The organism is Arthrobacter sp. B0316-1-20 (assembly GCF_059091865.1).
In genome coordinates this window covers 1-17854 of record NZ_JBNHHC010000043.1, presented here as the reverse complement: position 1 = coordinate 17854, position 17854 = coordinate 1, and the positions used below count along the sequence as shown (strand labels likewise).

The following is a 17854-nucleotide window of genomic DNA, read 5'->3' as shown; positions in this document are numbered from 1 at the left end:
CGCTACCTCGCGGGCTCAGGTCACCCATACGCGTCGGCTCGGGTCTCCGCTGCCCGGCTAGCGGTTGGCGCGGACGGACAATTCCCGGTCACCGACGTCCACGAAGACCGTTCCCAGCTCGTCGGTCCTGAGGACGTGCGTGCCGGCCGCCTGAAGCGCCGCCAGGATTTCATCCGCCGGATGGCCGTACTGGTTGCCGGCGCCCACGGAGATCAGGGCCGCCGCGGGCCGCAGGGCCGTGATGAGCGCCGTTCCCCCGTTCCGTGCGCCGTGATGGCTGACCTTGAGCACGTCGACGGGGAAGTCCGGGCCCAACCGGCGCATCAGGGCCGGCAGTTGCTCCTCCTCCAAATCACCGGTCAGCAGCATCCGCGTCGATCCGCCGGCAGGAGAGGGCAGGGTGATGTCGATGACGAGGCTCGCGTCGTTTTCGGACAGGCCGGCGCTGCCCTCCACCGGCCAGTGCACCGCCCAGGCAACTGCTCCGGACGAGCCGGAAAGGCCCGCGAAGGCACGCTCTGCCTGAAGCCGCCGCTCTTCAAGCGAGGCCAGCACGGAAGCCGGTGGCGCTGCCTCGGCGCTCGAGTACAGAACCCGCGCTGTTTGCCGTCCCGCCACGGCTCCCGCGAGTCCGCCGTAGTGGTCCAGGTGCATGTGAGTCAGCACCAGCAGGTCGAGCCGCTTCACGCCGAGTCCGTCAAGGCACCGGTCCATCGCCTCCGGGTCGGGTCCGGTATCCACCACGATCGCGCTGCCCTCGCCTGTCCGCACGACCAACCCATCACCCTGTCCGACGTCGCAGGCCGCCACGTCCCACTCCCCCGCCGGTGCCGGCCGCAGCAGTGCACCCGCCAGCGCCCCTGCCGCGAGCCCTGGGAGGGCCGTCCAGCAGACCAGCTTGAACAACGCAGCGCGCATGCCGGAAGCGACGCCGCGCCCCTGCAACTCCGACCCGCCCTCGTCGTCGGACCCAAGATGCTTCTCCTGCGAATCCCGCCGCCTGTCCGCGGCCCGCAATCCCCACAGGAGCGCCAAACCGGCACCTGCCGCTCCGGCTGCACCGAGCGGGCCACCCGCCCACGGCAGCGCGGCCATGGGCAATTCGGAGAACCATCGCGCGACGCCTGCGATCCACAAGGTCATCCAGCCCGCGGCATGCAGCATGGCCGCGCCCGGTCCGGGAAACAGCGGCAGCAGCCCCGTCCCTATCATTCCGGCAACCGTGATGAAAGGAATCAGCGGTCCCGCAGCCACATTGGCGGGGACAGCATACAAGGCCAGTTCGGGCTGGAGCTGGACAATGACCGGGGCACAGAAGACCTGCGCGGCCAGCGGCATGGCGACCGCGTGTGCCAGCGGGACCGGCAGGAAGCGCTGCAGCCGGCGGGAACACGCGGTCCCCAGCAGCACGAGGGAGAGGGTGGCCAACACCGAGAGCACGAAGCTGTAACTGGCGGCCAACCACGGATCCACGATCAGCAACACCAGCACCGCAACGGCCAGGAAGGGCAGCGCTGCCCTGCGCCGCCCGCTCAGTACCGCAATTACTCCCAGCGAGCCCATCACCGCCGCCCGCAGCACACTGGGCTCCGGCCGGACCAGCAGCACGAATCCGGCGAGACCAACAAGGCCGGCAGCCGCCTTCGCCCACCGGGGCAGCCTGATTGCCGATCCGAGGAGGTAGATGAAGGCCAACACGTAGGAAACATTGGCGCCGCTGACGGTGAGAAGGTGCGTCAGCCCGGTACGCCGCATGGCCTCCTCGAGGTCCGTACCCTGGTGTTCCTTGTCCCCCAGCACCATCCCGGGAAGGAGCCCCCGGGCGTCGGGCGGCAATCCGGCCAGCGCCGCCACGAACTGGACGCGCAGGCCCGAGACCCACGCGTCCAGGGGTGGCGCCGAGCGCTCCGACGGGGCAGTGGATGCGATCAGCAGGGCGTCGACGGCCTGGCCCGGGTCTGCCCGGACGAGCTTGCCTGAGGTCCGCAGCCGCTCGCCGAACCGCACGTGGGACCACTCCGGCCCACCGAGGACCAGCACCGGCGTGTCGGCCTCGAACCGCACGCGGCCGGCCGTGGCCTCGACGATGGTGGCGGTCAGGTGGAAACGCGGGCCGCTCCCAAACTGCCGCGGCGCCTTCACTTCGGCAGCGTCCCCAGTGGCCACCAGGCGGGCGGTGATGGTCTGCTCGCCGGTGATGGCCGTCCCGATCGGGCCCGCCAGCCGCTCCGCCTGCTGCAGCCCCACCGTCAGGGCCAGCAGCCCGGTGCAGCTGCACAGCACAATGACGACGGCGATGCCTCCCGCGCCGCGGCGGCCGCGCCGAGGCCGGTCGCGTGGGTGAGCTCCGCTCCCCTGCTGCCGGGCCTGCGGGTGGTGCCGGCTTCCCTGCCGTGGGGGCCGTGGCTGGGGCGGGTCTTCCCGCGGCCGGGGCCGAAGATGGCGTCCCAACCTGGTGGCTGGACGAGGCAGGAGCCGGGCCGGCCGCAGCGGTAACAGCAAACGGGCGGTCGCTGCACAGGCGGTTCCCAAGAGCACACCCGCAAACAGCAGGGCCACCCCCGGCGGCGCGTGCGGCAGGGCCAAGGCAGCTGCCCAACATGCCACCACCGCGAGCCCCAGGCGAAGATCCAGGCGCCGGCCTCGGGCCTCCGTCGCGGCGGCCTCAGCGGCCGCGGGATCCGGCTTGAGGTGCCGCAGCAACCACCGGCCCAGGTCGCTGCGCCGTCTGGGCGGCTGACCCAACTCATTCTGGTCCGGCGCCACGACGTTCGGACGTCGGGCCGCATCCGCGTACCGCTGCCAGCGCGGCGGCCGGCTCATACCGACACCAGTTCCACCAGCGCCTCCAGCATGACCGGCCCGATGCCGGGCACTGCATCAAGATCCGACGGCTGCCCGTACGGGCCGTGCTGCTCGCGGAACTCGACAATCCGCGCGGCAAGAACCGGTCCGACCCGGGGCAGTTCGAGGAGCTCCTCGGCCGTCGCCGTATTGATGTTGATCTTGGCAGCCGGACCGCCCGCGGCGCCGCCCCCGCCTGGCTCCTCGGCGCCGCCGCCGGATCCGCCGGCACCGCCGCCGCCTCCCGACCCGTCCGCCTGTTGCGGCGGTCCCGGCGCATCCGGCGAGGGCACGAAGACCTGCTGTCCGTCGGTCAACATCGCCGCCAGGTTCAACGCCTCAAGCCGAGCCTTCTTCGTCGCACCCCCGGCAGCGTCAATGGCCTCGAACACCCTAGAGCCGTCGGCCAGCCGGACGATCCCCGGCGAGGCGACGGCCCCGGCCACATGGACGATGAGGCCGGGGCCGTCGCCTGACGGTTCATCCGCGGTCTCCGTACCGTCCTCGCCGGCAGCAGAGGGCGCTGCTGGCGGCGTCCCTTTCGTTTCTTCGTCGACAGCCGGGCCGGCAGCCCGGTCGGACGTCAGCGGAATGCTCTCCAGGATGGGAGCAGCCGAGCGGCTCACATCAGCCGTGGCCAGCGAAACAAGTCCGTAGCCCAGGCACAGCCCGGCCACCACGAACGCTGCCCCGAGGGCTACGCGGAAGCGCGGAGTTCGCCGCGACCGCGACGCGATGCCGCCGCGGGCGGCTGCCGGAAGCCAGCGGTGTCGGCCCATGCGGCAACACTAGGTCGGCGGTGCTGCGGCCCCGCCGTGCAGCAAACTGTCGTGGACAGCGGCTCCGGCGGCGCCGTCTGTGGAGGAAAGGAATACGCAGCTTCAGGATGGCCGCTGCGGTCCGGACACCTCCGCGGGGACGCCTGTCCTGACACCGACGCCCGCTAGTCTCTGCTTCCCCCCCCTGTTTGACCCACGAGACACGCATGTACCTCTTGACGCGTATTGTCTGTTCGGAAGAAATCAGAAATCTGCATGGACAATCAAATCTCCAGCAATACTGAGTGCATGGGAAACGATCGCCACCGACTAAGTGTCGAAACTGCTACCTCGCACTACACGGAATTTCCCACAGGACGAGAGCACCCGCTGGACTTCCTCGGATTCCTGGTTGACGGTCGGCCACTAAGGCTGCATTGGAGTACTTAGACCGACTGCTGGGACATATGCCGGGTGACTTCGACGACGGGCGTATTGCGCTCCTGCTCTGTCCGGTCTGCGGCGATCTATGGTGCGGCACGGTAAGCATGGAACTGTCGCAGACGCCCCAGACAATCACATGGCAGAGATTCGGCTGGCAGGCCGCTGACGACGAGCCTTGGATCTTCCCGAGCCAGTCCTTCACCTTTGAGCGGACCGAATACGAAAACCTTCTGCAGGATCTTCGGGGGCACTATGAAGAGCGAGCTTCCCGGCCTACGCCGCTCAAAGGTTTTCGACGCTTATTCGCGCCCCGCACGGACCGAAAATAGCGGACATACTGGCCGTAGCCCGTCGACTTCGGGCGTGAAGCAGGAGGTTACCCAAGATAACAAGCCCCCGGATTCGTTCCGAAGTCCCCAAGGGACCGCGGCGGCAGGCCAAGCAACGGGGCATTCTCAGCGCTTTCGCACTCCCACTGGTGGCATGGTTCCAGCTAGGCATGGGGATGCCTGCGAAACGGTCTTGGATATTAGGATTCAGCCCATGGCCGCGAAACCTAGAGCACTCCGACAGCGTATGGCGGAGCTATTCGAGTGGAAAACGACCCGCTCAATCAACCAAAACTACTTCAATCTTTTTAGTTGGTGGCGGGAGCCAGAGGTTTTGGCCGGCATAGGCGAACTGCTCGCCGAACCTTTCCGCGCAGCCGCTCCCACCGTTGTCATTGGCCCGTCCGCCAGCGGGTACCTGACAGGGGCACTGACTGCGTCGACTCTGGGCGTCGGGTTCTGTCCAGTGCCAAAAGACGCAGCCCCAACCTTCGACAGCGATCCCTGGGTCACAGTCACGAGCCAGCCCGACTATAAAGACCGCCACCTTCAACTTGGGCTCCCCAAAGGCCTCATCAGATCCGGAGACCGCGTCCTTGCCGTGGACGATTTGGTCGATACAGGCGGTCAACTCTTGGCGCTCCAACGACTCACCCACGAAATCGGCGCGACGTGGGTTGGAGCATCGGTTCTAATCGACAACCTCAAAGAAAGCCAGCCCCGGCGCCAGTTGAACCTCAAGTCTGTCTTCCACGTTCGAGACTTCTGATCAATCCTGCGAACACCCGCATGCTGCCGCGTCCTGATGTGCGGCGTGCAGGATGGGCGGCAGAGCGGGCGGGGTATCTACCGCCCGCTCTGCAATACTGCAGGCATGGAAACCCTGATGCATCGGCGGGCGTGGCTTGACGATGTGGCGGCTCCAGGCCGCCCCTGGGTAGTGGCCGCTGTGGCTGTCGCAGCCATTGGCATGCTGTTCCTCCTCCTTGAGCTGGCGACCCGGCCCGATGCTGAGCTGTTGCCTGGGTATTTGATCGTGTACGCAGTGATTGGGCTGTTCATTTACGGTCCTGGTCGCAGAGATGTCACTTGGGGCCGCGTCTTGGCATTCGTTCTGCCCGGTTTGTTGATGGTGGCGCTGTGGGTGCTGGGCACCGGCTACTGGGGCGGGCTTTGGTTGCTGGGCCTGCCGGCCTGGGCCATCGTCTGCCGGCGCTGGGACGATTACGGCGGGACGCAGCGGGCGGCAAAGCTGGCACTTTTCGTGGTGCTCCTGGCGGCGTCGTCGCTGTTCTTCGTCTTTTACGGGCTCTACCCGTTTCTCGGTACCGCCCTACTCGCCATCGTGCCGGTAGTACCGCTGGCACACTTCATCGCGTCGCCTGCTTACAGGCAGCGGCTCCTGCGAGCCGCCGTCGAGTTCCTGCTCTCCTGCGCGGTCGTTGCAGTGGCGCTGACGCTGCCGGAGCTCGGATGGGCTTCGCCGCGGGGCTTCGCCGGCGCGGCGGTGCTGGCAGGGCTGTTGATGGCAGCGTGGGCCGGCCGGCGCTCGGTCGCAGTAAAGCCCGGGCCTAGGTACTCCTGAAGCTGGTGTCGCGTTGAGCAACAAATTTCCCGGTACCTGTTAGAGATGATGGCCCCGTCATGGCTACCTACAAACTGGAGCAGCTCGCTTAGGCCTGGCATCACCGCCGGCTTCGCCCGGCGTGCCTCGACCACGGTTGTGAGCGTTCAATCGCCATCGTTTGTTCCGTAGACGAGCCGGTGCAAGGAGTTGAGGCTCATCTCATCAGCTGCCACTTCCACTTCACCGTCGCTCGTTCGGATACTGACCACGCGCTGGTCCCTTCGGAGCTCCTTTCGCGTATGCGGAGGCGGCACCCGTTGCTCGGGGAGTGGCTGGACATGGAGGATTCGGGGGGCTCCGATAGCCTGGTCCAGGCCAAAGGGTTCGATGACGTTGCGCTCTCTGAACACGATGGTGCCTGGTTTGAGCTGAGCCGACCCGGGTGCCCAGCGGTCGCGCAGTGACCCGGGCACAGCGTTGGGGTACCGGAGGAGGCAATCAATGATCCCGCGTTCTTCGATATCCACGATCAGACGCTTGCGTTTGTCGCGTCTCACACCGGCGAGCAGCAGGGCTTCGACGAGGATGACTACCCCGAGGCTGGCGAGGATCCGGGCGCCCAGGTCCGCATTCGGCAGCAGCATATTTGCAGGCAGCAAAGCCACCATGGGCAGCCACCACATGGCGTGATCAGAGATGCGCTCCAGTTTGCTTTTCGGAGCGCGTGTCCATACTTCGGGCGCGGCCATGTTTCATTGTCGTTCCTTCACCTTTGGAATTACTGGCACACGAGTATCGATATGAGAGTTGTGCCGCAGGTAAGCAAAAGGTTGTTCCCCGGAACGACTAGTCCAGGGGCGGCGTCGGCGGACCGACGACCACCGCGACGACGCCCAGGCCGGTGTGGGCGGCCAGGACCGAGGGAACCGGGGTCAGCAGCACCTCGTCGCTCAGGTACTGCTGCAGGGTTTCCGCGATGGCCCGGCTCTCGGTTTCGTTGCCGAAGTAATGCACCGCAACCCGGGGTTCGTAGTCGAGTTCCTCGATCCGGCGCACCACCAGCTGCTGCAGCCGGGCCTGGGCGCGGGCGGCGGTCCGCACCTTCTCCAGCGGCAGGATGGCACCGTCGCGGATGGCCAGCAGCGGCTTGATCGCCAACAGGGAGCCGAGCAGGCCGGAGGCCGCGGAAATCCGGCCGCCGCGGCGCAGCTGGTCCAGGCTGGGCACGTAGAAGAAGACGTCCGAACACACGGCGGCCGCCTTGGCCCGCTCCGTCACGGCCTGCCGGTCGAGACCGCTCTGCGCGGCGATGACGGCGTCAATGACGGCGAATCCCTCACCCAGCGCGGCGCTGCGCGTGTCCACCACTTCCACCGGGATGCCCACGCCGTCGGCCGCCAGGCCCGCCGCTTCGATTGTGCCGGAAAGCTCGGCCGAGAGGTGGATGGAGACGATCGCGTCGAAGCCCAGGTCTTCGAGCTCCCGGTAGGTCCGCTCCAGCAGCCCCGGGGACGGCCGCGACGTCTTGATGTCGCGCCCCTCGGCGAGCCCGACCGCCAGGGCGGACGCGACGTCGTCGACGCCTTCCCCGTAAATCTGCCCGGAGATCATGACCGGCATCGGCACCACCCGCAGCCAGTCCGCGGTGTCCGGCTGGTTGACCCAGTCCGCGGGCAGCGAAGCCGCCGAATCCGTGACGACGGCGACCCGGTGCCGCGACGCCTGCCCGGGCCGGGCAGGCGCCTGCTGCTGGTGCAGCAGCTGCCTGGACCGCTGTACGAGGTGCTCGAGCCAATTCATCGGGGCCGGGCCGCCGGTCAGGCCGGCACGATGTTGACCAGCTTCGGCGCGCGCACAATCACCTTGCGCACTCCGCGGCCGTCAAGGGTCCGGATGATCTGCGGCGAGGCCAGGGCGAGCTTCTCCAGCTCGTCCGCGTCGACGTCGGCTGCCACCTCCAGCCGGTCGCGCACCTTCCCGGCTACCTGCACCACGGCCGTCACGGTGTCCTGCACCAGCAGGGACTGGTCTACGGCCGGCCAGGACGCCTTGACCACGGACGGTTCGTGGCCCAGCCGGGCCCAGAGGTCCTCCGCGGTGTAGGGGGCAAACAGGCTCAGGATGATGGCCACGGCCTCGGTGGCCTCGCGGACGGCCGGGTCGGTGGCACCGGGTCCGGCGTCGATGGCCTTGCGGGTGGCGTTGACCAGCTCCATCAGCCGGGCTATGACCACGTTGAACTTGCCGGCATCGAGCAGTTCCGCCGCGTCGGCAACGGTCCGGTGGGTGACCGAGCGCAGGGCGCGGTCGCCGTCGTCGTACTCCGTGCCCGGAGCGGAGGCGACGTCCTGTCCCAGCCGCCAGGCGCGGGCCAGGAACTTGGCCGAGCCGGAGGGAGAGACGTCCGCCCAGTCCACGTCGTCTTCGGGCGGCGAGGCGAAGATCATGGTCAGGCGCACGGCGTCCACGCCGAACTTGTCCAGCTGCTCGCCCAGGTCCACGCCGTTGCCCAGCGACTTGCTCATCGCCTTGCCGCCGTTGAGCACCTGGCCCTGGTTCAGCAGCGCACGGAACGGCTCGTCGAAATCGATCAGGCCCATGTCCTTGAGCACCTTGGTGAAGAACCGGCTGTAGAGCAGATGCAGGATGGCGTGCTCGACGCCGCCGACGTACTGGTCCACCGGCAGCCAGCGGGCTGCGGCGTCCTTCTCGAACGGGCCCTCAGCGTAGTCCGGCGAGGCGAAGCGCAGATAGTACCAGGACGAATCCACGAACGTGTCCATGGTGTCGGTGTCCCGGCGGGCGGCCTTGCCGCAGTTCGGGCAGTCGGTGTTGACCCAGTCCGCGGCCGAGGCCAACGGCGAGGTGCCCTTGGGCGACAGGGCTTCGCCGCGCAGGTCGTCGGGCAGCCGCACGGGCAGCTGGTCATCGGGAACCGGGACCTCGCCGCACTCGTCGCAGTGGACGATCGGGATCGGCGCGCCCCAGAACCGCTGCCGGGACAGCAGCCAGTCGCGCAGCCGGAAGTTCACGGTCTTCTCGCCGGTGCCCGCCGCCTCCACCAGGTCGATGGCGCGGGCGATGGCTTCGGTCTTGGACAGGCCGTCCAGCTCGCCGGAATTGATCAGGGTGCCTTCGCCGCTGGTGGCGATCCCGGTCTCGGCCGGATCCCCTTCCCCGGTGTCGACGACGGCGCGGACCGGCAGGTCGAAGGCCTTCGCGAAGTCGAGGTCGCGCTGGTCGTGCGCCGGCACGGCCATGATGGCGCCGGTCCCGTAGTCGGCCAGCACGTAGTCGGCGGCCCAGACCGGCAGCTTTTCGCCGTTGAGCGGGTTGACCGCGTAGCGGCCTAGGAACACCCCGGTCTTCTCGCGTTCGGTCGACTGGCGCTCGATGTCGGAGAGTGCCTTGATCTGCTCCCGGTAGGCCATCAGGGCATCGTGGTGTTCCGGGGCCACCAGGTCCAGCGCCAGGTGCGCGTCGGCCGCGACCACGAAGAAGGTGGCGCCGTTCAGGGTGTCCGGGCGGGTGGTGAAAACCGTGACATCCTGGGCCGGGCGTCCGCCCGCTTCCTCCACCGTGAAACGGACGTGCGCGCCCTCGGAGCGGCCGATCCAGTTCCGCTGCATCGCCAGCACGCGCTCCGGCCAGTGGCCCTTGAGCTCGTCCATGTCGTCCAGCAGGCGGTCGGCGTAATCGGTGATCTTGAAGTACCACTGGTTCAAGCTCTTCTTGGTCACGGGCGTGCCGCAGCGTTCGCATGCCCCGTTGACCACCTGTTCGTTGGCCAGGACGGTCAGGTCCTTCGGGCACCAGTTGACCGGGGAGTTCTTGCGGTAGGCCAGGCCGCGCTCGTAGAACCGCAGGAACAGCCACTGGGTCCAGCGGTAGTACTCCGGGTCGGAGGTGTGCAGCCGGCGCGACCAGTCGGCGCTGATCGCGTAGCGCTTGAAGGACGCCGCCTGGGTGTCGATGTTGGCGTAGGTCCACTCGCTGGGGTGGGCGTTGCGCTTGATCGCGGCGTTCTCGGCCGGCAGGCCGAAGGAGTCCCAGCCGATCGGGTGCAGGACGTCGTAGCCCTTCAGCCGCCAGTAGCGGGCCACCACGTCGCCCATGGCGAAGGCTTCGGCGTGGCCCATGTGCAGGTCGCCGGAGGGGTAGGGGAACATGTCCAGCACGTAGCGGCGTTCGCGGGAACCGTCGTCGGCGGGAGCGAAGACATCAAGTTCCTCCCACACGGCCGGCCACTTGGCCTCCATGGCGGAGAAACTGTACTCGTGCTGTTCCGTTCCCGGCTGCGTACTCACTGTGCTTGCCTCGTCCTTTTGTCTGTACTGCGCACTGGCCTGACTCCCCTAGACACACAAAAGCCCCTCGGCATCGGAGGGGCGGGCCGCTGAAGCAGGGCCTGGGCCCCGCGGCAGCGGCTAGCTAAGGAGCAGTGCGAACATGGGACCACTTTACCGCACGTTCACAGGACATCGTCGTCGACCCAGTCGAAGGTCCGGGTGACCGCTTTCTTCCACAAACGCAGCCTGCGTTCCCGCTCTTCCGCAGGCATCTGCGGCTCCCACACCTTGTCCTGCATCCAGTTCCGGGCCAGCTGGTCCGTGTCCTCCCAGAATCCGACGGCGAGGCCCGCGGCGTAGGCCGCTCCCAGCGCCGTGGTCTCGGTGACCCGCGGCCGCCTCACGGGAACGCCCAGGATGTCCGCCTGGAACTGCATCAGCGCGTCGTTGGCGACCATCCCGCCGTCGACCTTGAGGCCGGTCAGCGGCACCGCGGCGTCCGCGTTCACCGCGTCCAGGACCTCCCGGGTCTGGAAGGCCGTGGCCTCCAGCGCGGCCCGGGCAATGTGCGCCTTGGTCACAAAGCGGGTCAGGCCGACCAGGGCGCCGCGGGCGTCCTGCCGCCAGTACGGGGCGAACAGGCCCGAGAAGGCGGGCACGAAGTAGCAGCCACCGGTGTCCTCGACCGTGCCCGCCAGTTGCTCCGCCTCTTGGGCGGATGAGACCAGGCCCAGGTTGTCGCGCAGCCACTGGATCAGCGACCCTGCGACGGCGATCGACCCCTCCAGCACATAGTGCGGCGCCGCCTTGCCCAACTGGTAGCCCACGGACGTCAGCAGGCCGTGCGATGACCTGACGATCTCCTCGCCCGTGTTGACCAGCACGAAGCACCCGGTGCCGTACGTGTTCTTGGCCTCGCCGGGGTTGAAGGCCGCCTGCCCGAACGTGGCCGCCTGCTGGTCGCCGAGGATGCCCGCGACCGGGACGTGCCGCAGCAGCTGCGAGCCGTGCACGGTCGCATAGGGCTCGGACGAGGAGCGGATCTCCGGCAGCATGGCGGCCGGCACGCCGAAGGCGTCCAGGATCTCCCGGTCCCATTGGAGCGTGCGCAGGTCCATGAACAGGGTGCGGGAGGCGTTGGTCACGTCGGTGGCGTGCGTGCCGCCGCCCGGCCCGCCGGTCAGGTTCCACAGCACCCAGCTGTCGGTGGTGCCGAACAGCAGCTCGCCGGCCTCGGCCCGTTCCCGCGCCCCGTCCACGTTGCGCAGGATCCAAGCCAGCTTGGTGCCGGCGAAGTAGGGCGCGAGCGGCAGTCCGGTCTGCTCCCGGAAGCGGTCCACGCCGCCCTCGGCGGCCAGTTGATCGCAGATCTGCTGCGTGCGAACGTCCTGCCAGACGATCGCGTTGTACACCGGCCGGCCCGTGCTCTTCTCCCACACCACCGTGGTTTCGCGCTGGTTGGTGATGCCGACGGCGGCGATGTCGTGCCGGGTCAGGCTGGCCCGGGACAGCGCCGTGCCCACCACCTCGCGGGTGTTGTCCCAGATTTCCAGCGGGTCATGTTCCACCCAGCCCGGCTGCGGGAAGATCTGCCGGTGCTCGCGCTGGCCGGTGGAGACCGGCGTCCCGGCGTGGTCGAAAATAATCGCGCGCGTGGAGGTGGTCCCTTGGTCGATCGCCAGCACGAACTCCGCCATCTGTGTCCTCCACGCTCCGATCCGGGCCTCGGTGCCCGGCTGCTGTTGAACCTAACCGGCGGCGCACGGCAGCGTCAATCGAGCGCGCCCTCGCCGTCGTCCGCCGTGCGGCCCGCTTGCGGCGTGTGCCAGCCGGCGCCTGCCTCCGTATCTGCGCCCCGCGCCTGTCCGATGCCGGCCCCCGGCTGTGCCCTCACCTGTGCCGCTCCCGCGGCGGTCGCCGTCGTCGGCCCTGGGCAACATTGGCCGCGCTGCGCGGCAACGCGCCCGCAGGTCGGTAGAGTCGAAGGCATGAAATCAGGAAGGACCCCGGCGTGACCGCCGTTGCCGACCGTGCGGTGCGCCGCGAACTTCTGCTCGACGGCGCCCGGGTGCGCTACTGGGAATATCCCGCGGACGACGACGGCGCGCCCACCCTCCTGGTCATCCACGGCTTCCGCGGTGATCACCACGGGTTGGAACTCGTGGTGGGCCGGCTGCCCGGTTACCGGGTGATCGCCCCCGACCTTCCCGGCTTCGGCGAATCGGAGCCGCTTACTGCCGGCAGCCACGGGATCGAGGGTTACACCCGGTTCCTGCACGCCCTGGCCGGCGAACTCAAGCTGGGCCCGGACACCTACGTCATGGGACACTCCTTCGGGTCCATCGTGGTGGGCCACTACCTGGCGGCGCATCCGGGCAGCTTCCGGGCCGCCGTCCTGGTCAACCCGATCAGCGAACCCGCGCTGCAGGGACCCAAGGCGATCCCCTCCCGGCTCGCCGGGTTCTACTACTTCGCCGGGGCAAAGCTGCCCGAGCGGCTGGGTCTCTGGCTGCTGCGCCACCGGCTGATCGTCCGGGGCATGAGCATCATGATGGCGAAGACCCGCGACCCGCAGCTGCGTTCCTACATCCACGGGCAGCACGACGCCTACTTCAGCGCCTTCGCGAACCGCCGGGTGGTGCTGGAGGCCTTCCGGGCCTCCATCTCCGCCGACGTCGCGCAGGTCGCCGGCCTGCTGGAGCTTCCGGTCCTCCTGATCGCCGGCGAACGGGACGACATCGGTTCCGTGGCCAGCCAGCGCAGGCTCGCGGCGATGATCCCGGACTCCCGGCTGGAAGTGATCCCCGCCGTCGGGCATTTGATCCATTACGAAACCCCGGCAGCGGCGGCCGCCTTCATCCGGGACTTCATCGACGGAATGAGTGCATGAAACTCCTGATTGACGCCCGGTTCACCCGAACCGACCAGCTGGACGGCATCAGCCGCTACGGCGCCAGCCTCATCGAGGCCGCGTCCAGGCTGGCGGACGTGAGCATGCTGATCAACGACGAGCGGCAGCTGCAGTTCCTGCCCGACGTGCCCTGGGTCAAGATCAGCAGTCCCCTCTCCCCCGCCGAACTCTTCGTGGCGCGCCGCGTGAACAAGCTGGGCGCCGACGTCGTCGTCTGCCCGATGCAGACCATGGGCAGTTTCGGCCGCAGATACGGGCTTATCCTGACGCTGCACGACCTGATCTACTACTCCCACCCCAAACCGCCGGGCTTCCTGCCGAAGCCGGTGCAGTGGCTGTGGCGGCTCTACCACAAGGCCTACTGGCCGCAGCGCCTGCTGTTGAACCGTGCGGACACGGTGGCCACCATCAGCCACACCACGCAGGCGCTGATGGAACGTCACCGGCTCACCCGCAGGCCGATCCGGATTGTTTCCAACGCCGCCCAGCCGCAGGGAGCGCCGCGTGATCCCGCCGGCGGCCGCGACAAGACGCTGCTCTACATGGGCTCGTTCATGCCGTACAAGAACGTTGAAACCATCGTTGACGCCATGGCGCTGCTGCCGGACTACCGGCTCCATCTGCTCAGCCCGGTGCGTCCTGATCGGCAGGCCGAACTGGAGGCGCGGGCCGTCGACCCTCGCCGGCTGGTCTTCCACAACGGGATTTCCGACGACGGGTATCAGCAGCTGCTGCGACGGGCCACGGCGCTGGTCACCCTCTCCCGTGACGAAGGCTTCGGCCTGCCGCTGATCGAGGCCATGGCAGCCGGCACACCGGTGATCGCCAGCGATATTCCTATCTTCCGCGAGGTCGGTGGCGGCGCCGTCACGCTCGTGGACCCGGACGAGCCCGCAGACTTCGCAGCGGCGGTGGCGGCGCTCGACCAGCCCGGTGCCTTCCGCGCGGCGTCGGAGGCCAGCATCCGTCGAGCGGCGGCCTACGACTGGAACGAGTCGGCCAAGCAGCTGGTCGCCGCCGCCGAGGAAGTGCTGGAACGACGGCGGGGCCGGTCCCGGTAGTTTGGTGGCCGGCAGGCGGGAAGGAGCCGTTGGATGTCGATCCTGAAGCGCCCGATCGACACGTCGACTCATTTCTTCTTCCCACACCGCGCGAGCGGGTTGAGCTGCGGCTGACGGTGGAGTTCCGTTTCAATGTGGCGCTTTCGAGCAGGGCCCACTCCACCGTTTGCCGTGCTGCCGTCACCTGCACCATCGCTGTCATCGTCACCGCCACCGGCAGCGTCACCGGAGGCGGATGCGGATGCGCATGCGGAGGCCGCACCCTCCGAAACTGTCAGTGGCGGCCGATAGCCTTTTTTCAGTAGCAGTTGTGCACCATCGTTGGCCGCCGGATTCTGGGGTTTGCCGGCGGCGTCTGCGGATCCGTGCAGGGTTCGTGACCGTTCGTAGTCGAGGCCATGCAGTACGCATGCTGAAGATTGAGACGCTGAGATGTTTGATCCGGCCGTACCCGATCCTCCCGCCGCAGCAGTGCTTGCCCCGGTATCACCTGCAGGCAGCGGTTCGAGGCGGGACGCTGGGCCGGACTCGGCACCGGTGGATTCTGCCGCTGTTCGGGCTGCGGCTGCCGCCCTCGAGGGCATCGACGTGGGTGCGTCGGAGCGGGAGTTGGTGGAGGAGCTTACGGCGTTGGAGGGTTTGAAGGCTGCCGCGGCGGCCGCGCAGGCCAGGGTGCAGGTCGCGTTGGAGGAATCGGTGCGTGCCCGCCGTGCCTGCGCCGGGGTCCCGAAAGACCGGCAGGGCGCCGGGGTGGCCGCCCAGATCGGGTTGGCTAGGCGCGAGTCCCCGCACCGTGCCTCGGTCGTGCTGAACCTCTCCCGGACCCTGGTCGCACAGATGCCGCACACCCTGGCCGCCCTCGCCGCAGGGCACCTGAATGAATACCGGGCCGAGATCCTGGCCCAGGAGACCGGCTGCCTGTCCCGGGAGCACCGGGCCCGGGTGGACCGGGAACTGGCCGGGAACCGGGAGCGGTTGCGCGGGCTCGGGAACCGGGCGCTGCGGGTCGAAGCCAAGCGCCTGGCCTACCGGCTCGATCCCCGCTCGGTGGTGGAGCGGGCTGCGAAGGCCGAAGCGGACCGGCATGTGTCCTCCCGGCCCGAACCGGACACGATGGTCTCGGTCCGGACCCTGCTGCCGGTCGTCCAGGGGGTGGCGGTGATGGCCGCCCTGCACAAGGAAGCGGACCGGCTGCGCAGCACGGGCGACCCCCGGTCGCGGGGCCAGCTGATGGCCGATACCGTGTTCGAACGCGTCACCGGGCGCAGCACCGCCGACCCGGCCCGGCTGGAAATCCAGTTGGTGATGACCGACCGCGCCCTGCTCCGGGGTGAGGCCGAGCCGGCCTGGCTGACCGGGCACGGCATCGTCCCGGCCGGTTACGCCCGCAACCTCACCCGCCCGCCGCAACCGCCGGCAGCCGATGGCAGCCCGCCGGGCGGGGCCGGGCAGCAGGCGCCGCCGGCCGGGACCGAGCCGGGGTGGAAGACCGCCCGCGAGCAGGCCCAACGCACCAAGGTGTTGCAACAGGCCAGCGTGGAGGACGTCTGGGTCCGCCGCCTCTACACCGCGCCGGGGACCGGGCAGCTGCTGGGGATGGACTCGGCCGCACGGAGATTCCCCGACGGGATGCGCCGGATGATCCACGCCCGCGACGCCGTCTGCGCAAGGCCCTGGTGCGACGCCCCGATCCGGCACATCGACCACATCGTGCCCTGGAGGCAAGGCGGTGAAACGACCATGGCCAACGGCCAGGGACTGTGCGAACAATGCAACCAGTCAAAGGAAGCCGAAGGCTGGTCCAGCCGCACCCTTGACGGACCACACCACACGGTGGAAACCACTACACCCACCGGCCACACCTACACCTCCACCCCGCCACCACTACCAGGCACTCCGCCGGCGGAAACAAAAGCAGCCCCTGCTCCCGCGCCCGGCGCCGGACCGCGCGTGCGGAAGGTTACAGCAGGTCGGTCCCGTCGCAGCGCACCTGCACCGGGTCGGGGACCCGCTTGGCGGACAGCGCGGCCTTGCGGTGACGAAGCGCGGCAGTCACGCGGGGTCCGTCCTGATAGCTGAAGAACAGCAGCAGGCGGTGCTCGCTGCTCTCCCCCGATCGGGCCGGAAGCTCAACGGGTCCGACGCTTCGAAGGCTGCCGCTGAGCTCAAAGTCCGCCATGAAGGCTTCAATGCCTGAGGGCTTCCCGGTCAGGGCAGCGATCCTCACGGCTGGGGGAAGCTGAAGCTCACGCCGCAACTGAATTTCCCGGGCTGCGGCGCCGGCTGGGTCCCACCGAACCAACGGCGCCACAACCGCGTCTTGGTCGGCGGTGACTACCACCAGCCCCCCTTCGGACGACGGCTGCACCAACGACGCGGCGCGGAACCACCGGCGCAGCACGTCTTCGGGGGTGCGCAGAGACTCGCGGCTGAGCATGGCGTTGCCATCCAGCAGCAACGCCGCGGCGTACCCATCGGGCGCCACCGGCTCGGCTCCCGGTGTTGCGACCACCAGGGCTTTACGTGACTCGACCACGGACTTGATGTGTTCCCCCGAGGAAGACACGACCGTCGCCCCTGGGAACGCACGTCCCAGTTCTTCCGCCGTGCGCAGGGCGCCGACCGCAGAGGCCCGGAGCCTGTGGGACCCGCATTCGGGGCAGGAGTAGTTCGTGGCCAATCGGCCGCACCACCGGCACGCCGGCGCCGCGGACCGGCCCGGCTGCGCTAGAGGCCCATTACAGTCGGTGCATCTGGCAGGCGCGCGGCAGTCCTGGCAGGCAAGGGCAGGTGAAAAGCCGGTCCGCGCCACCTGGACCAGCACCGGGCCGCGCTCCAGGCCTTCCTTGGCGGCAAGCCACGCGGCATGCGGCAGACGGGCGTGGCGCAGCATGGGATCGCGTTCCTGTTGGAACGAATCCGCGGTGTTGAGGATCCGCGGGGTGGCCTGGCGCAAGAACGGCCGGGCAGGTGTGAGCGCCGACGCCCAGCCGCTCTCAACCAACCGCTGTGTTTCGCCGCTGCGCGAGACCCCGGCGAAAAGGGCCGCGCAACCGGCCTGTGCCGTGCGCAGCAACAACACCTCGCGCGCATGCTGGTACGGGGAACGCTGCTCCAGCAACAGGTCGTCGCCGTCGTCCCACATCGCCACCAGTCCCAGATCCTGCACCGGAGCGAAGGCGGCCGAGCGCGTCCCCACGGCCACCGACACGTCGCCATGCAGCAACCGCAGGTAGTTCCGGTAGCGGGGCGTCGGCCCGTCCTCGGCGGTCAGGCGGACATACTGGTCCGCGCCAAGGACGCGCTCCAATTCGGCTTCCAGCCGCGCCAGGTCCTTGGCGTCCGGAACGACGACGACGGCGCCGCGGCCGCTCTGCCGTACGCTCGCCACGGCGTGGGCTACCTGGGCTGTCCACGAAGCAGGGCCGTAGGACTTGTGGCTGGCCAACACGGCACGCGGGGCGGCACCCGACGCCAGCCGGGCCAGAAAATCACCAGCGCCGTCATAACCGGCGAAGGCTTGCTCCGCACCATCCGGAGCCGGCGCGGTAGCAGGAGGTGCCGGGTCAGCCGAAGGCGCGGTGCTAGCCGGAGGTGCCGGGTCAGCCGAAGGCGCGGTGCTAGCCGGAGGTGCCGGGTCAGCCGAAGGCG

Annotated in this window: 12 protein-coding genes; 5 read left to right on the top strand and 7 right to left on the bottom strand. The window is 68.7% G+C overall.

Features of this window, described 5'->3' with window-relative positions; genetic code table 11:
* Positions 1 to 57: 57 nt before the first annotated feature.
* The gene (locus AC5RW2_RS34445) at positions 58 to 2823 is read right to left on the bottom strand and encodes a ComEC/Rec2 family competence protein (protein ID WP_494075017.1); all 2766 of its coding nucleotides are present in this window, start codon (positions 2821 to 2823) and stop codon (positions 58 to 60) included.
* A complete protein-coding gene (locus tag AC5RW2_RS34440) occupies positions 2820 to 3623 on the bottom strand; it encodes a ComEA family DNA-binding protein (RefSeq protein ID WP_494075016.1) in 804 nt (267 codons plus the stop codon). The genes AC5RW2_RS34445 and AC5RW2_RS34440 overlap by 4 nt, the downstream gene beginning before the upstream one ends.
* A 966-nt stretch (positions 3624 to 4589) precedes the next feature.
* Between AC5RW2_RS34440 and AC5RW2_RS34435 the strand changes: the two genes are divergently transcribed.
* Positions 4590 to 5144 (top strand): phosphoribosyltransferase family protein, encoded by a 555-nt coding sequence (locus AC5RW2_RS34435; RefSeq protein ID WP_494014032.1) that lies wholly within the window; start codon positions 4590 to 4592, stop codon positions 5142 to 5144.
* Positions 5145 to 5249: 105 nt separating this feature from the next.
* Positions 5250 to 5960 (top strand): hypothetical protein, encoded by a 711-nt coding sequence (locus AC5RW2_RS34430; RefSeq protein ID WP_494075015.1) that lies wholly within the window; start codon positions 5250 to 5252, stop codon positions 5958 to 5960.
* Positions 5961 to 6106: 146 nt separating this feature from the next.
* Here AC5RW2_RS34430 and AC5RW2_RS34425 read toward each other — a convergent pair whose 3' ends face one another.
* The 4 genes from AC5RW2_RS34425 to glpK form a co-directional block, all read right to left on the bottom strand.
* Complete coding sequence (locus AC5RW2_RS34425; protein WP_494023043.1) at positions 6107 to 6691, bottom strand: hypothetical protein; 585 nt, start codon at positions 6689 to 6691, stop codon at positions 6107 to 6109.
* Between the two features lie 97 nt (positions 6692 to 6788).
* The gene (locus AC5RW2_RS34420) at positions 6789 to 7742 is read right to left on the bottom strand and encodes a DegV family protein (RefSeq protein WP_494075014.1); all 954 of its coding nucleotides are present in this window, start codon (positions 7740 to 7742) and stop codon (positions 6789 to 6791) included.
* A gap of 17 nt (positions 7743 to 7759) precedes the next feature.
* Positions 7760 to 10249, bottom strand: a complete 2490-nt coding sequence (gene leuS / locus AC5RW2_RS34415) for a leucine--tRNA ligase (RefSeq protein WP_494075013.1) — start codon at positions 10247 to 10249, stop codon at positions 7760 to 7762.
* Positions 10250 to 10413: 164 nt separating this feature from the next.
* Positions 10414 to 11928 (bottom strand): glycerol kinase GlpK, encoded by a 1515-nt coding sequence (glpK, locus tag AC5RW2_RS34410; protein ID WP_494075012.1) that lies wholly within the window; start codon positions 11926 to 11928, stop codon positions 10414 to 10416.
* Positions 11929 to 12242: 314 nt separating this feature from the next.
* On the opposite strand from glpK, the gene AC5RW2_RS34405 reads away from it, so the two are divergent.
* The 3 genes from AC5RW2_RS34405 to AC5RW2_RS34395 all read left to right on the top strand — a co-directional run bounded on the left by AC5RW2_RS34405 (position 12243) and on the right by AC5RW2_RS34395 (position 16282).
* The gene (locus AC5RW2_RS34405) at positions 12243 to 13121 is read left to right on the top strand and encodes an alpha/beta fold hydrolase (protein ID WP_494075011.1); all 879 of its coding nucleotides are present in this window, start codon (positions 12243 to 12245) and stop codon (positions 13119 to 13121) included.
* Complete coding sequence (locus AC5RW2_RS34400) at positions 13118 to 14203, top strand: glycosyltransferase family 4 protein (RefSeq protein WP_494023038.1); 1086 nt, start codon at positions 13118 to 13120, stop codon at positions 14201 to 14203. Before AC5RW2_RS34405 ends, AC5RW2_RS34400 begins: the two co-directional genes overlap by 4 nt.
* Before the next feature lie 537 nt (positions 14204 to 14740).
* Entirely contained in the window at positions 14741 to 16282 is a 1542-nt protein-coding gene (locus AC5RW2_RS34395; RefSeq protein WP_494075010.1) for an HNH endonuclease, read from the top strand.
* On the opposite strand, the gene AC5RW2_RS34390 is transcribed toward AC5RW2_RS34395, so the two are convergent.
* On the bottom strand, positions 16164 to 17594 hold the full coding sequence (locus tag AC5RW2_RS34390; protein WP_494075009.1) for a primosomal protein N': 1431 nt from the start codon (positions 17592 to 17594) through the stop codon (positions 16164 to 16166). The two genes, AC5RW2_RS34395 and AC5RW2_RS34390, sit on opposite strands and share 119 nt — an antisense overlap.
* Between the last annotated feature and the right edge of the window lie 260 nt (positions 17595 to 17854).

Excerpts from the sequence above, each read along its gene's own strand:
- AC5RW2_RS34445 (WP_494075017.1), bottom strand. The coding sequence starts at position 2,823 with ATGAGCCGGCCGCCGCGCTGGCAGCGGTACGCGGATGCGGCCCGACGT.
- AC5RW2_RS34440 (WP_494075016.1), bottom strand. The coding sequence starts at position 3,623 with ATGGGCCGACACCGCTGGCTTCCGGCAGCCGCCCGCGGCGGCATCGCG.
- AC5RW2_RS34435 (WP_494014032.1), top strand. The coding sequence starts at position 4,590 with ATGGCCGCGAAACCTAGAGCACTCCGACAGCGTATGGCGGAGCTATTC.
- AC5RW2_RS34430 (WP_494075015.1), top strand. The coding sequence starts at position 5,250 with ATGGAAACCCTGATGCATCGGCGGGCGTGGCTTGACGATGTGGCGGCT.
- AC5RW2_RS34425 (WP_494023043.1), bottom strand. The coding sequence starts at position 6,691 with ATGGCCGCGCCCGAAGTATGGACACGCGCTCCGAAAAGCAAACTGGAG.
- AC5RW2_RS34420 (WP_494075014.1), bottom strand. The coding sequence starts at position 7,742 with ATGAATTGGCTCGAGCACCTCGTACAGCGGTCCAGGCAGCTGCTGCAC.
- glpK (WP_494075012.1), bottom strand. The coding sequence starts at position 11,928 with ATGGCGGAGTTCGTGCTGGCGATCGACCAAGGGACCACCTCCACGCGC.
- AC5RW2_RS34400 (WP_494023038.1), top strand. The coding sequence starts at position 13,118 with ATGAAACTCCTGATTGACGCCCGGTTCACCCGAACCGACCAGCTGGAC.